Source organism: Pseudomonas sp. SORGH_AS_0211 (assembly GCF_031453455.1).
GTDB lineage: Bacteria > Pseudomonadota > Gammaproteobacteria > Pseudomonadales > Pseudomonadaceae > Chryseomonas > Chryseomonas aestiva.
This window is the reverse complement of sequence record NZ_JAVIZV010000001.1, coordinates 103,440-117,233: the sequence shown is the minus strand read 5'-3', so window position 1 is coordinate 117,233 and position 13,794 is coordinate 103,440. Positions and strand designations below refer to the sequence as shown.

The 13,794-nt window shown below is 65.0% G+C and carries 16 protein-coding genes; 7 read left to right on the top strand and 9 right to left on the bottom strand.

Going from position 1 to position 13,794, the window contains the following annotated elements; translation table 11 throughout:
- Positions 1 to 305 precede the first annotated feature (305 nt).
- Genes hisI through QE393_RS00535 form a run of 6 tightly spaced genes read left to right on the top strand, consistent with a single transcriptional unit; the run spans position 306 to position 3,193 of the window.
- A complete protein-coding gene (gene hisI / locus QE393_RS00560) occupies positions 306 to 707 on the top strand; it encodes a phosphoribosyl-AMP cyclohydrolase (RefSeq protein WP_133861506.1) in 402 nt (133 codons plus the stop codon).
- Positions 700 to 1,032: a phosphoribosyl-ATP diphosphatase gene (locus QE393_RS00555; RefSeq protein ID WP_007161606.1), complete on the top strand. Its 333-nt coding sequence runs from the start codon at positions 700 to 702 to the stop codon at positions 1,030 to 1,032. The genes hisI and QE393_RS00555 overlap by 8 nt, the downstream gene beginning before the upstream one ends.
- Before the next feature lie 27 nt (positions 1,033 to 1,059).
- Positions 1,060 to 1,326, top strand: a complete 267-nt coding sequence (locus tag QE393_RS00550; protein ID WP_273810196.1) for a twin-arginine translocase TatA/TatE family subunit — start codon at positions 1,060 to 1,062, stop codon at positions 1,324 to 1,326.
- Positions 1,327 to 1,335: 9 nt separating this feature from the next.
- Complete coding sequence (gene tatB, locus QE393_RS00545) at positions 1,336 to 1,692, top strand: Sec-independent protein translocase protein TatB (RefSeq protein WP_273810198.1); 357 nt, start codon at positions 1,336 to 1,338, stop codon at positions 1,690 to 1,692.
- Entirely contained in the window at positions 1,689 to 2,486 is a 798-nt protein-coding gene (gene tatC / locus QE393_RS00540) for a twin-arginine translocase subunit TatC (RefSeq protein ID WP_273810199.1), read from the top strand. The genes tatB and tatC overlap by 4 nt, the downstream gene beginning before the upstream one ends.
- Entirely contained in the window at positions 2,483 to 3,193 is a 711-nt protein-coding gene (locus QE393_RS00535) for a 16S rRNA (uracil(1498)-N(3))-methyltransferase (RefSeq protein ID WP_310041602.1), read from the top strand. Before tatC ends, QE393_RS00535 begins: the two co-directional genes overlap by 4 nt.
- 70 nt (positions 3,194 to 3,263) lie before the next feature.
- Here QE393_RS00535 and mdoH read toward each other — a convergent pair whose 3' ends face one another.
- From mdoH to pip, 4 genes are all read right to left on the bottom strand, one after another.
- Entirely contained in the window at positions 3,264 to 5,861 is a 2,598-nt protein-coding gene (mdoH, locus tag QE393_RS00530) for a glucans biosynthesis glucosyltransferase MdoH (RefSeq protein WP_273810203.1), read from the bottom strand.
- Positions 5,854 to 7,374 (bottom strand): glucan biosynthesis protein G, encoded by a 1,521-nt coding sequence (locus tag QE393_RS00525; protein ID WP_178121676.1) that lies wholly within the window; start codon positions 7,372 to 7,374, stop codon positions 5,854 to 5,856. The genes mdoH and QE393_RS00525 overlap by 8 nt, the downstream gene beginning before the upstream one ends.
- Positions 7,375 to 7,587: 213 nt before the next feature.
- On the bottom strand, positions 7,588 to 8,025 hold the full coding sequence (dtd, locus tag QE393_RS00520; RefSeq protein WP_310041601.1) for a D-aminoacyl-tRNA deacylase: 438 nt from the start codon (positions 8,023 to 8,025) through the stop codon (positions 7,588 to 7,590).
- Positions 8,022 to 8,987: a prolyl aminopeptidase gene (gene pip, locus QE393_RS00515; protein WP_310041598.1), complete on the bottom strand. Its 966-nt coding sequence runs from the start codon at positions 8,985 to 8,987 to the stop codon at positions 8,022 to 8,024. Before pip ends, dtd begins: the two co-directional genes overlap by 4 nt.
- 131 nt (positions 8,988 to 9,118) lie before the next feature.
- Here pip and QE393_RS00510 point away from each other — a divergent pair, with 131 nt between their 5' ends.
- Positions 9,119 to 9,922 carry a hypothetical protein gene (locus QE393_RS00510; protein ID WP_310041596.1) on the top strand — a complete coding sequence of 268 codons (804 nt, stop codon included), beginning with the start codon at positions 9,119 to 9,121 and terminating at the stop codon, positions 9,920 to 9,922.
- 17 nt (positions 9,923 to 9,939) lie between these two features.
- Here the strand turns inward: QE393_RS00510 and QE393_RS00505 are convergent, their stop codons facing one another.
- From QE393_RS00505 to QE393_RS00485, 5 genes are all read right to left on the bottom strand, one after another.
- Positions 9,940 to 10,434 carry a YbhB/YbcL family Raf kinase inhibitor-like protein gene (locus tag QE393_RS00505; protein ID WP_273810208.1) on the bottom strand — a complete coding sequence of 165 codons (495 nt, stop codon included), beginning with the start codon at positions 10,432 to 10,434 and terminating at the stop codon, positions 9,940 to 9,942.
- 17 nt (positions 10,435 to 10,451) lie between these two features.
- A complete protein-coding gene (locus QE393_RS00500) occupies positions 10,452 to 11,015 on the bottom strand; it encodes a lipocalin family protein (RefSeq protein ID WP_208693824.1) in 564 nt (187 codons plus the stop codon).
- Entirely contained in the window at positions 11,012 to 11,266 is a 255-nt protein-coding gene (locus QE393_RS00495; RefSeq protein ID WP_133861518.1) for a hypothetical protein, read from the bottom strand. Before QE393_RS00495 ends, QE393_RS00500 begins: the two co-directional genes overlap by 4 nt.
- A 64-nt stretch (positions 11,267 to 11,330) precedes the next feature.
- Entirely contained in the window at positions 11,331 to 13,244 is a 1,914-nt protein-coding gene (gene speA, locus QE393_RS00490) for an arginine decarboxylase (RefSeq protein WP_133861519.1), read from the bottom strand.
- A gap of 86 nt (positions 13,245 to 13,330) precedes the next feature.
- Complete coding sequence (locus tag QE393_RS00485) at positions 13,331 to 13,675, bottom strand: translation initiation factor Sui1 (protein WP_273810213.1); 345 nt, start codon at positions 13,673 to 13,675, stop codon at positions 13,331 to 13,333.
- Positions 13,676 to 13,794: the final 119 nt, after the last annotated feature.

Below are 13,794 nucleotides of genomic sequence, written 5' to 3'. Positions count from 1 at the left end.
TCATTTTTATCGGGCGAAATACACGCCCTCAGCCACTGGTGCCCTGCCGCTGTATTCGAGTTGCGTCTTGTGCGAGGCTAGGGCCTGTCTGAAAAGTTGCCGAGCGAAGGTCAGGCAAGGCGCAACGACCAACGGGAGTAACAGCCAAGGGCTGGCCCGAAGGGTGAGCGCCAGCGAAGCAAATCCGTGAGGAAGTGGACCGGGCTCGCGCTCGAGTTTACGAACGGTAAATGAGCATTCCGACCGGGCTGGCGATCCAGCGGATTTTTAACGCCGCACCCTAATTCATAGTATTGAACAGACTCATGAGCGACTGGTTAGACGAGATCCACTGGAACAGCGACGGCCTGGTACCGGCCATCGCCCAGGACCCCACCTCGGGGCGCATCCTGATGATGGCCTGGATGAACCGCGAATCCCTGGCCCTGACCGCCGCCGAAGGCCGTGCGGTCTACTGGTCGCGCTCGCGCAATCGCTTGTGGCGCAAGGGCGAGGAGTCCGGTCACGTACAGCGCGTCATCGAACTGCGCCTGGATTGCGACGCCGACGTGGTGGTGCTGCAGGTGGAGCAACTTGGCGGCATCGCCTGCCACACCGGTCGGGAGAGCTGCTTCTATCGCGTGCTGCGCGATGGCGAGTGGACGACCGTCGACCCGGTGGTCAAGGATCCCCAAGCCATCTATGCCGGAGGGCACGGCCATGACTGACACCCTCGCGCGTCTGGCGCAGGTGCTGGAAGAACGCAAGCAGGCCGCCCCGGATTCCTCCTATGTGGCCAGCCTCTATCACAAGGGCCTGAACAAGATCCTGGAAAAGGTCGGCGAAGAAAGCGTCGAGACCATTCTCGCGGCGAAAGACGCCGCCATCAGCCAGCAGTACGACGACGTCATCTACGAGACCGCCGACCTCTGGTTCCACAGCCTGATCATGCTCTCGGCCCTCGGCCAGCATCCCCAGGCCGTGCTGGACGAACTGGATCGTCGTTTCGGCCTCTCCGGGCACGCCGAAAAGGCCGCCCGCACTCAATCCTGACCCCAAGCTTCGCAACGAGGAAAGACCATGGGTATCTTCGACTGGAAACACTGGATCGTCATCCTGCTCGTCGTGGTGATCGTCTTTGGCACCAAACGCCTGAAGCATCTGGGCTCCGACGTGGGCGAGGCCATCAAGGGCTTTCGCAAGGCCATGCATACCGACGAGGACGACAAGGCCGAACAGCCGTCGCCGACCACCAGCACGGCCAACCCCAACGCTCCCCTGAATCGCCCCCAGACCTTCGACGCCGAGCATCGCAAGGTCGAAGAGCCGGTGGTGCGCAAGGACTAAGGCCCCGCCATGTTCGGAATCAGCTTTCCCGAAATGATGCTGGTGGGGTTCGTCGCCCTGCTGGTGCTGGGCCCGGAACGCCTGCCGGGTGCCGCACGCACCGCGGGGCTGTGGATCGGTCGCCTGAGGCGCAGCTTCAACAGCATCCGCCAGGAAGTGGAGCGCGAGATCGGTGCTGACGAAATTCGCCAGCAATTGCGCAACGAGCATATCCTGTCCATGGAACAGCGCGACAACCGGCCCAAGCCTGCCGCTTCCACGCCGGAAGCCCAGACACCGCCCACCGCCGCTGCTCCGCCCATGCCCCAGGACGTGGTTGCCGAACGCCCGCAGGATCCGCCCCAGACGCCGCCAAGAGCACCATGAGCGACAAGCCCTCCGAACACGATGACCAGGAAATGCCCCTGGTCTCGCACCTCACCGAATTGCGCACCCGTATCCTCAGATGCGTGCTGGCGACCTTTCTGATCTTCCTCGGCCTGTTCTACTTCGCCCAGAAGATCTATGCCTTCGCTTCCGAGCCGATCCGCCGCGTCCTTCCCGAAGGCGCGACCATGATCTCCACGGACGTCACCTCGCCCTTCCTCGCCCCCTTCAAGCTGACCCTGGTGGTGTCGCTGTTCATCGCCATGCCGGTGATCCTGCACCAGGTCTGGGGTTTTATCGCGCCGGGTCTTTATCGCCACGAGAAGAAGGTCGCCATCCCGCTGCTGATCTCCAGCATCGTGCTGTTCTATGCCGGCATGGCCTTCGCCTACTTCCTGGTGTTCCCGATCATCTTCCACTTCTTCAGCAGCATCACGCCGGAAGGCGCCGTGATGATGCCGGATCTAAATGCCTACCTGGATTTCATCCTGACGCTGTTCTTCGCCTTTGGCGTGGCCTTCGAGATTCCGGTGGCCACCGTGCTGCTGATCTGGATCGGTGTGGTCGACGTCGCCTATCTGAAGAAGATCCGCCCCTACGTCATCATCGGCTGCTTCGTGGTCGGCATGATCCTGACCCCGCCGGATGTCTTCTCCCAGACCATGCTGGCCGTGCCCATGTGGCTGCTGTTCGAGATCGGCCTGCTGTTCGGTCGCTTCGTGCAGAAGCGCGAGCGCCCGCTCAGCGACGAAGATGCCAGTCCCGACGCCCAGCCGCCCGCTGAACGCCCGTGAACCTGATCCTGCTCGAGGCGGCCGACTTCACGGCCGCTGACCGGGTCGTGCTGCGCGATCCGCGCCGTCTCGCCCATCTGCGCGAGGTCCACCAGGCGGCCGCCGGCGACCGGATGCGCGTTGGCCTGCTGAACGGCCTGATGGGTACCGGCCATATCGAGTCCCTCGATGCCGGCCAGGCCTGCCTGAACGTCACCCTCGATCAGCGGCCACCGGCCAAGCTGCCGCTCACCCTGCTGCTGGCCCTGCCCCGCCCCAAGATGCTGCGCCGGGTGTTGCAGACCGTGTCCGCCATGGGCGTCGCACGGCTGGTACTGCTCAACAGCTATCGGGTGGAAAAGAGCTTCTGGCAGACGCCGTTCCTGGCGCCCGAGGCCATCGAGGAGCAACTGCGCCTCGGGCTGGAGCAGGCCCGGGACACGGTGCTGCCGGAGGTGCTGATCGAAAAGAGATTCAAGCCCTTCGTCGAGGATCGCCTGCCCGCACTCGCCGCCGGCACCCGTGGCCTGGTCGGGCATCCGGGCATCTATCCCGCCTGCCCGCGTGCCCTCGACGAGCCCGTGACGCTGGCGATAGGCCCCGAGGGCGGCTGGATACCCTACGAGGTCGAGAAGCTGCAGGAAGCGGGCCTGGCGCCCGTGCAGCTCGGTGAACGCATCCTGCGCGTCGAGAACGCCGTACCCGCCCTCCTCGCCCGCCTGTTCTAGCCTGATCACGGACAAGAAAAAGCCCCGGTGTCTCGCGACACCGGGGCTTTTTCGTGGGCGGAGCGCCTCCTCAGGAGGCGGGCCGCGGGGTCATGCTGGCCGGACTGGCTGTGGCATCCGCGGCCGAATCGCTGTGGGAGCGTGGCCGCAGGGTGGCATAGGCCTCCCGCCAATTGCGGTGCTCTTCGGCCTTCCAGACCTGCAGGTGCAGTTGCGCCATGCCGTCCGGATCGCTGAGCAGACGCCACTGGTCGTCGCCCTTGGTCTTTTCGGGGCCGGCGGCCAGCACCCGCGCCACCCGCTCTTCGCGCAGCCGGCGTGCCGGCTCCACCACCTTGCCATGGCGACCACGGGCCATGCCGATGGCCAGGGCATTGAGCACCGGATCGACAGTGGCGCGCAGGAAGCCCTTGGTCAGGGCGTTGCGATTGTTCAGGTGCAGGTACTCGTCGGTCGCCACCAGCTCGCGCGGCGGTGCGTACTCTTCCGGGATCAGGAACAGATGATGCCGGCGACTGCCAAGCCCCAGGTTGGTCCGGCTGGAGATCACCGACACCGGCGCCGACAGGATCAGCGACACCACAATGGGCGACAGCCACCAGAGGAAGCGCGGGTCCAGCCAGGCCACCCCGGCGGTCCAGATCAGGCCGAGCAGCATCTGCGAGCCATGGCGGCGGAAGGCTTCGCTCCAGGGCGTGTCGTTGTCGTCACGCTGGGGCGAATTCCACTGCACCGACCAGCCGAGGAAGGCGGCCGTCACGAACACCGTGTGGAAGAGCATCCGCACCGGTGCCAGCAGCACCGAGAAGAGCATTTCCAGCATCATGGAGAGGAACAGCCGCAACCCACCGCCGAATTCCTTCGCGCCCTTGGCGATGATCAGCACCACGCTGAGCAGCTTGGGCAGGAACAGCAGGATGAGGGTGGTGGAGAACAGGGCTATGGCCTGCTCCGGATGCCACTGGGGCCAGACCGGGAACAGCTGGCGAGGCTGGAAGAAGTACTGGGGTTCCAGCAGCTTGTGGATCGCCAGCAGCGCCGTGGACAACACCAGGAAGAGGAACCACAGCGGCGCCGACAGGTAGGACATCACCCCGGTGAGGAACACCGCGCGGTGCACCGGGTGCATGCCCTTGACCAGGAACAGCCGGAAGTTCATCAGGTTGCCATGGCACCAGCGGCGGTCACGCTTGAGTTCGTCCAGCAGGTTGGGCGGCAGTTCTTCGTAGCTGCCCGGCAGGTCATAGGCGATCCACACGCCCCAGCCGGAGCGCCGCATCAGTGCGGCTTCGACGAAGTCGTGGGAGAGAATCGCACCGGCGAACGAACCCGTGCCCGGCAGCGGCGCCAGGGCGCAATGGTCGATGAACGGCTTGACCCGGATGATGGCGTTGTGACCCCAGTAGTGGGATTCACCGAGTTGCCAGAAGTGCAGACCGGCGGTGAACAGCGGTCCGTACACCCGGGTGGCAAACTGCTGCAGACGCGCGTACAGAGTATCCATGCCGGACGCCTTGGGCGCGGTCTGGATGATGCCGGCACGGGGATTGGCTTCCATCAGCCGGACCAGACTGGACAGGCATTCGCCACTCATCACGCTGTCGGCGTCGAGCACCACCATGTACTTGTACTGACTGCCCCAACGACGGCAGAAGTCGTCGATGTTGCCGCTCTTGCGCTTCACCCGACGCCGGCGGCGACGATAGAAGATGTGGCCGAAGCCGCCGACCTCGCGGCACAGCTCCAGCCAGGCCTTCTCTTCGGCCACGCATTTGTCGGGGTCGTTGCTGTCGCTGAGGATGAAGAAGTCGAAGTGCTCCAGCTCGCCGCTGGCGCGGACCGACTCGTAGGTCGCGCGCAGACCGGCAAAGACCCGCGGCACGTCTTCGTTGGCAATGGGCATCACCAGGGCGGTACGCGACTGGGGATCGATCGGCTCGGTGCCGGTGGAGCTGGCCGAGATGCTGTACTTGTCACGTCCGCTGAGCAGTTGCCAGAAGCCCATCAGGGCGGTCCAGAAGCCGGCGGAGACCCAGCAGAACAGCAGGGCGAAGAGCAGCAGGATGCTGGTCTGCACTACATAGGGCAGTACCTGGCGAATGGACTCGCCCCAGCCCTGGCGGTAGACCTCGCTGAGATCGACCAGCGCCCAGCCCTGATAGGGCAGCACCGCCTTCATGTACCAGGTGGCGATGCCGGTCTGCACCAGCATCAGGATGAGCAGGATGAAGCGCCGGAAGGAACCCACCTTGCGCCAGTGCGCATGGGCATCGGCTTCGGGATCGGGCTGCCAGCGACTATGGTCCTTGCGGCCGAGCAGACGCTTCCAGCTCCGCGCCACGGGATTGGTGCGCCAGGGATCGGGCACCATCATGGAGCGGGTCATGGGCGGGGTGGCCTTGATGAAGACACGCCCCTGGGCATCGCTGCCCAGCAGCTCGCCATCGTCCAGCGTCTCGTCCCAACCGGCGGCCAGGCGCGCCTCGGTGGAAGCGATCACCGCGTCGGCGCCCTGGGCGCCCTCGCCGCGGGCACCGGCCAGTTGCCGGTGCAGCGACTCTACGTCGGCCGTCTGGTCCAGCGCCTGCCGCTGCCCGGTGGGCAACGGCAGGTGTTCGAGGTAGTCGCCAGTGGCGGCGACCGAGGTATCGCGGGTGGTGTTATTCATTGGCAGGTAGCTGGTAAGTCCAGGTTTCGCTGAGCGGTTTGTCACCCTGGGCGAGGTTGGCGCGCATTTCCACCGGTTTGGTCTGATCCTTGACCTTGAGTCTCAGGGTCAGGCGATAGCCCTTGGTAACCGGGTTGTAGCGCACAGAGTTCTCGACCAGTTCACCGTTGGCGTCCAGGCTGACCTGGGAGCCGACCTGCGAATCCTCGGGCAGATCGTCGAGATTCGGCCCTTCGAAATCGATGATGTAGGCCAGGCTGCCATCGGTCTGACGGACCAGGTTGGACTGCCGCACATCGCCGGTGGACAGGCGGGTCTGAGCGACCCAGGCCAGGTCCTTGGTGTGCAGGTTGGGTTCGTCGGTGGTGAAGTGCAGGCGATAGCTGACATCGATCGGCTGGCCCTTCTCCGGCAGGGTGTCCGGCGTCCAGAAGGCCACGATGTTGTCGTTGGTCTCGTCCGGGGTGGGGATTTCCACCAGTTCGACATGCCCCTTGCCCCAGTCGCCCTTGGGCTCGACCCAGCCACTGGGACGCTTGTCGTAGCGCTCGTCCAGATCCTGGTACTTGTAGAACTCGTGGCCGCGCTGCAGCAGACCGAAACCACGCGGATTCTCGATGGTGTAGGTGCTGACCGAGAGCCGACGCGGGTTGTTCAGCGGACGCCACAGCCACTCGCCGTTGCCGGCGTGGATCGCCAGGCCGTTGGAGTCGTGCAGGGCCGGACGATAGTTGACCTGGGCGCTCGGCTGGTTGGGGCCGAACAGGTACATGCTGGTCAGCGGCGCGATGCCAAGCTTGTTGACGTTGTCGCGCAGGAACACCTTGGCTTCGACGTCGACGGTGCTGTCCTTGCCAGGCGTCAGCACGAAGCGATAGGCACCGGTGGCCCGCGGCGAATCGAGCAGCGCATAGATCACCAGGTTGCGACGATCCGACTGGGGCTGTTCGACCCAGAACTCGGTGAAGCGCGGGAATTCCTCGCCGGACGGCAGGGCGGTGTCGATGGCCAGACCACGGGCGGACAGGCCATAGACCTGGTTCTTGCCGATCACGCGGAAATAGCTGGCGCCGAGCATGGTCATCAGCTCGTCATGCTTGTCCGCCTTGTTCAGCGGATAGAGCACCTTGAATCCAGCGAAGCCGAGATCCTTGAGCTGGGCCTGATCGATCTGCAGATTGCCGAAGTTGAACATCGAGGGATCGTATTTGATCTCTTCGACATTGTTGGCGGTGACCTCGTTGATCTTCACCGGCACGCTGTAGTGCATGCCCTCGTGATAGAAATTCAGCCGGAAGGGCGTCTTGGCATCCTTCCAGTAGGCCTTGTCCTGATTGAAGGTGATCTGCTGATAGTCGGCATACTTCATGCCGCTGAAGGATGCGGGCAGGTTGCTCTTGGGGGCGACGAATTTCTGCCCGGAGAGTTCTTTGGCCTTGGCGGCCACGTCGTCCAGGCTGAAGGCCAGGGCCTGGGCACTGAACAGACCCAGTGCGACGGAGAGCCCGATCAGGGCGAAGCCCTGCTTGCCCGGCTTAACTTTGGAATGAGATAACACGCAGCCTCCTAAATCAGCGTACGAATACGTTCGGCGACGGGTGGTCGCGAAACGGATAGGCAGTGGTCCGACTCCCTCGGGGGTCAATGATTCCCCAGTTGGACGACCGTTCAAACTCGAACTGCGCAATCATAGACACTTGGCAGGGCGCTGTAAGGGGCGCCCTCACTAAATCGACAATAAAAATGTCACCGGTCCGTCGTTGACCAGGGAAACCTGCATGTCGGCACCGAAACGACCGGTCTGGACCTCGGGCTGGAGGTCACGGGCGAGGCCTACCAGGTGACCGAACAGCCGTTCGCCCTGGGCCGGGGGCGCGGCGGTGGAAAAGCTCGGCCGCCGTCCGCTGCGGGTATCGGCAGCCAGGGTGAACTGGGAGACCAGCAGCAGACCGCCGCCGACATCCTGCAGGGACAGATTCATGCGCTGTTCGCCGTCGGCGAATATCCGGTACTCCAGCAGCCGCTTGAGCATCCGAGCACAGGCCGCTTTGTCATCCGCGGGTTCGATGCCGACGAAGACCAGCAGACCCGGGCCTATGGCGCCGACCGTCTCTCCCTCCACCTCGACGCTGGCGCGGATGACCCTTTGCAGCAGCGCCTTCACTCGGCCTCCTGGGGCAGATCGAGCAGCTCACGGGCGATCTGGTCGGTCGCCCGCACCAGGGCGTCGCAGATACCGGGCTCGCTGGCCGCATGACCGGCATCGCGGATGATCTGCAATTCGCTGCCCGGCCAGCCGTGGTGCAGGGCCCAGGCATTGTCCAGGGGGCAGACCATGTCATAGCGGCCGTGCACGATCACCGCCGGGATATGGGCGATCCTGGGCATGTCGCGCAAGAGCTGGTCGGGTTCGAGAAAGGCATCGTTGATGAAGTAGTGGCATTCGATACGGGCGATGGCCAGGGCATGCTCGCTGAACTTTTCCAGCACGTCGGGATTGGGCCTCAGGGTTACCGTACGGCCCTCCCAGCATGACCAGGCGCGAGCGGCGGACATCTGCGCCAGTTCGTCCGGACCGGTCAGGCGGCGATAGTAGGCCTGGATGAGATTGCCGCGTTCTTCCTCGGCGATGGGATGCAGATAGTCCTGCCAGAAGTCGGGAAAGAGCCGACTGGCGCCCTCCTGGTAGAACCAGTGCAGATCCACCGGGCGGCAGAGAAAGATGCCGCGCAGGACCATGGCCTTGACCCGCTCGGGATGGCGCTGGGCATAGGCCAGCGCCAGGGTAGAGCCCCAGGAGCCGCCGAACAGCACCCATTGCTCGATGCCCAGGTGCTCGCGCAGGCGCTCGATGTCCTCGACCAGGTGCCAGGTGGTGTTGTTCTCCAGGCTGGCATAGGGGGTGGAACGACCGCAGCCGCGCTGATCGAAGGTGACGATGCGATAGAGATTGGGATCGAAGAAGCGCCGGCTCAGGCGATCGCATCCGGAGCCGGGTCCGCCATGGATGAACAGCACCGGCAGACCGTCGGGCGAGCCACTCTCGTCGGCATAGAGCACATGGGGGGCTTCGACGGCCAGCTCGTGGCGGGCGTAAGGCTTGATTTCCGGGTACAGATTCAGCATATCGCGCTCCGCGGGGCAGGGTCGGCCCCTTCATCATAGACCTGCACCTTACCGGGTTTCCACGCTGCCCGGGCTTGCCTCGCGTCCAGCGGCGCCCGCACCATCGACAGCCCGTCGCCAAGGAGATCGCCATGTCCCATGCCAAGCTGCAATTGCTGCTGATCGATCCGCAAAACGATTTCTGCGACCTGCCGGGGGCGGCCCTGCCGGTGCCCGGCGCGGTGGCCGGGCTGCAGCGTGTCGCCGCCCTGATCGAACGCCTGGGTGCCCGGCTCTCCGCGGTCCGGGTGACCCTGGATTCCCACCAGCCGCTGCACATCGCTCATCCGCACGGCTGGCAGGATGCCCAGGGCCGGCCGCCGGCGCCCTTCACCCAGATCAGCGCGGACGACGTGGCCAGCGGTCGCTGGCAGACCCGCGATCCGGCCGAGCGCACCAGTGCGCTGGCCTATGTGCAGGCCCTGGAAGCCGGTGGTCGCTATCGCCTGGTGATCTGGCCGGAGCACTGCCTGGTGGGTGGCTGGGGTCATGGGGTACAGCAGGACGTGCACCAGGCGCTCAATGGCTGGGGACGGCAGCAGGGACGCCTGGTGGAATTCATCGCCAAGGGCGGCAATCCCCACACCGAACATTATTCGGCCCTGCGCGCCGAGGTCCTGGATCCGGCGGACCCGGGCACTGCAGTGGACGCCGGACTGATCGCCCGGTTGCTGTCCGCCGACACCCTGCTGGTGGCGGGCGAGGCGCTGTCACACTGCGTAGCCAGTACCCTGCGCGATCTGCTGGAATGCTGGCCGCGGGAACGACGCCAGGGCCTGGTGCTGCTCACCGACTGCAGTCATCCGGTGCCGGGCTTCGAAGCCCAGGGCGAGGCGTTCCTGGCCGAGATGCGTGCGGCGGGCATCCGCCTGGCGACCTCGACGGACGAGTTCTAGCCCGTCCGCCCTTTGCCTCACTTGATCTCGTAGAGACCGGTGTAGGTCGCCGAAGCCAGCTGGTTGAGATGGATCATGAAGCGGCCGACCGCGTTGGTGGCGTCCGCCGGAACCGGCAGCTGATCGACCTTGAGCGCATGCAACTGGAAGATGTAGCGGTGCGGCTTGTCGCCCTTGGGCGGCGCCGCGCCACCAAAGCCACGGGTGCCGTAGTCGTTGATCAGTTGCAGCGCACCTGCGGGCAGGCCCGAACCATCGGCGCGACCGGCGCCTTCCGCCAGACCCTGGGTGCCGACCGGGATGTTGACCACGACCCAGTGCCAGAAACCGCTACCGGTGGGGGCATCGGGATCGTAAACGGTCAGCGCGAGGCTCCTGGTATCGGCAGGTAGATCGGCCCACTGCAAGGCGGGCGAGATGTTCTCGCCGTGGGCACCGAAATCGGCCACGTCGAATTCGTGGCGCTTGGGCATGAAGGCGTTATCGGCAAAGGCGTCGGTCCAGAGTTTCACGGAGTTGCTCCTGAGGCCTAGGGCATATGGGCGTCGGTCTCGCGCCAGACCAGACGATTGAGGTTGTAGCCTTTCTCGCGGGCGATACGCAGCAGCTTTTCGCTCTGCGCCGCGGAAATCTCGGGCTTGCGCGCCAGCAACCAGAGGTACTTGCGATCCGGGCTGCCGACCAAGGCGGTCTTGTAGTCGTCATCGACATAGAGGATCCAGTAGGGTCCCTTGGCCACATTGGGCAGCACGCCACTGAACCAGGTGTCGAAACGCACTTCCAGGCGATCGGTCACGCCCGGCTTGATCGGGGTGGCGGTACCCGTGGCTTCCTGGACCTTGCCGCTCAGGGTGCGGCAGCGATTGAACACGGCCACCGAACCATCGGCCATGACGTGATAGTTGGCGTCGGACTGAGCGCACTTGCGCTGGAAGAACATCGGCAGCCGCGCCACCTCGTACCATTGTCCCTGGTAACGCTGCAGATCGACATTGCCCGCGGTGAGCGGCGGGACTTCGCGCGGACCGCTGGCGCAGGCCGCGAGCAGTCCGGCGGCGCCCACCAGCAGGAGAATCTTGGTAGAGGTTTTCATCGCAGACCCTGCCCGGCGAACATCGCCACCTTGTCGTTGAGATACTGCACGCTGATGAAGGAACCGCGATCGCCCCAAGTACAGGTGGTAACGCCCAGGGCGCCCGCGCATTCCGTGGGTGCACCCAGGACCTGCTCCACCTCGGCCTTGGTCTGGCCGGCCTTGAGCCGGGAATAGTTTTCCTGATTGACCTTGCCGCAGCCGGCCAGCAGCAGACCGCCCACCAGCAACAGCGCCATGCGCCCCTTCATAACTGCCTCCTCTCATCCTGACGGCAAGGCTATAGAGCCCGCCCGGCCGCAAGGGTTCGCTTGGTCAACTGGCGAGATAGGAGGAGCGGGTCAGCCCCAGGCGCATGGCATCGAGGAACTGGGTGCGTTCGCGCGCGGTGAGGCGCGCGCTGGCGACCTTGTCGCGGTAGTAGGTCATCAGTTCCTCGGGCGAGAGGTGCACGTACCTGAGCATGTCCTCGATGGTGTCGTGGGTCTCGATGCCGCCGTGGCGAACGCTGCCGTCGGCGTCCTGGTAGACGTTCACCGAGTCGGTGTCGCCGAACAGGTTGTGCATGTCGCCGAGGATCTCCTGATAGGCGCCCACCAGGAACACCGCCAGCAGATAGTCTTCGCCTTCGCGCACCTCGTGCACCGGCAGGCTGGTCTCGATGCTCTGCTCGTCGACGTACTGCTTGATCTTGCCGTCCGAGTCGCAGGTCAGGTCCTGCAGCACGGCACGGCGCACCGGCTCCTCGTCCAGGCGGGTCAGGGGGACGATGGGTAGGATCTGGTCGATGGCCCAGGTGTCGGGCAGGCTCTGGAACACCGAGAAGTTGCAGATGTACTTGTCGGCCAGCTTGTCATTGAGCTCGTCGAGCACCTGGCGATGGGAGCGCTGGCGTGCCTTGAGCTGGTTGTAGAGGCGGCGGCAGATGGCGAAATAGCACTGCTCGGCCAGCGCCTTGTCGCTCAGGCTCAGGGTGCCGGAGGCGTACTGGGCGGCGGCTTCGCTGACGTACTGGGTGGCGCGCCAGTAGGTCTCGGTGACCATCTCCGGATCGGTGTCGCCAAGCAGCTCGGCCAGCCACTGCACCACCTCGGCCTTGCCTTCGAAGCGCTCGCTGGCCGGCACGCTGTCGTTGTGGCGCTCGACGTCGGTGACCTGCATCACCAGCATGGCGTGGTGCGCGGTCATGGCGCGGCCACTTTCCGAGAAGATGTTCGGATGCGGCAATTCCTGCTGGTCGCAGAATTCCTTGAGCATGCCGACCACGGTACCGGCGTAGTCGTCCATGTCGTAGTTGATCGAGCTGGCGTTGCGCGAATGGGTGCCATCGTAGTCCACGCCCAGACCGCCACCGACGTCGATGTGATCCAGTGGCAGGCCCAGGGCGCGCAGCTCGGCATAGTAGCGGATGGCTTCGCGGAAGCCCTGGCGATAGTCGGCCAGGTTGGCGATCTGCGAACCCATGTGGAAGTGCAGCAGGCGCACGCCCTGCTCCAGGCCGGCGGCGCGGAAGCGCTCGATCACCGACAGCAACTGGGCAGCGGAGAGACCGAACTTGGACTTCTCGCCACCAGTGTCGGCCCACTTGCTCGACGCCAGGGACGACAGCCGCACCCGCAGGCCGACCTGGGGCGTGACCTTGAGCTCGGCCGCCTCCTCGATCACCAGCGGGACCTCGGATTCCTTCTCGATGACGATGAAGACGCTGTGGCCCAGTTTCTGGCCCATCAGCGCCAGGCGGATGAATTCACGGTCCTTGTAGCCGTTGCAGACGATGGTACCGCCCTTGGGCGCCAGCGCCAGCACCGCCATCAGCTCCGGCTTGGAGCCGGCTTCCAGACCGATGGAGACGTCGCGGGTGGCGATGATGTTTTCCACCACCGCTTCCTGCTGGTTGACCTTGATCGGGTAGAGGGCGGTGTAGCGGCCCTGGTAGTCGAGGCGCTCGATGTTGCGATCGAAGGCGCCGGTCAGGTGGCGCACCTGGCCCTGGAGAATGTCGGGGAAACGCACCAGCAGCGGCAGCGACAGCCCCGCTTCGCGTAGCTGACCGACCAGCACATGGAGGTCGATCGGCTGGCCGTCCGGGCCGTGGGGGCGGACTTCGACGTTGCCGGCATCGCTGATGGCGAAGTAGCCGGCACCCCAGTGGCGAATACCATAGACGCTGCGGCTGTCCGCCACGGTCCACTGGCTGCCGTCATCTTTGCGCGTGCGTCGTGGGGACATTCGCGGGAATCTCCTGTAGGGAATCATGCTTTGGATGGACCGCCACCAGGGGCGGTAAGTTGTACGCAGAGGCTGGAAGGCCTGGCCTAGCCGCCCGACCGCTTGGTCTTGAAGCCGCGTTTTTCGAGTTCGCCGAGCAGCAGGTCGACATGGTCGCCCTGGATCTCGATGACGCCATCCTTGAGCGCCCCGCCGGTGCCGCAGCGGCGCTTAAGCGCGCTGGCCAGGTCCTTGAGTGCTTCCTCGCCCAGGGGGACGCCGCTGACCGTGGTCACCGTCTTGCCGCCGCGGCCCTTGGTCTCGCGCCGGACGCGGGCGATGCCGTCGCCGGCCGGGGCCGATGCCTGGGGTTCTTCCGGGCGAATGCGGCCGACGTCGGTGGAGTACACCAGCCGGCTGAGATCCGCCAGCGACGAGGTTTTCTTGCTCAAGGGACGGTCCTCCCAGTCTGGTTCAGACGCCGGGCGCCTGGAGGAAACCTTGGATGCAGCGCCGGCCGGCACGGGCCGCGCTGGTCCGGGGCCGCGCAATGTAGCAGCATCGCCCGCGG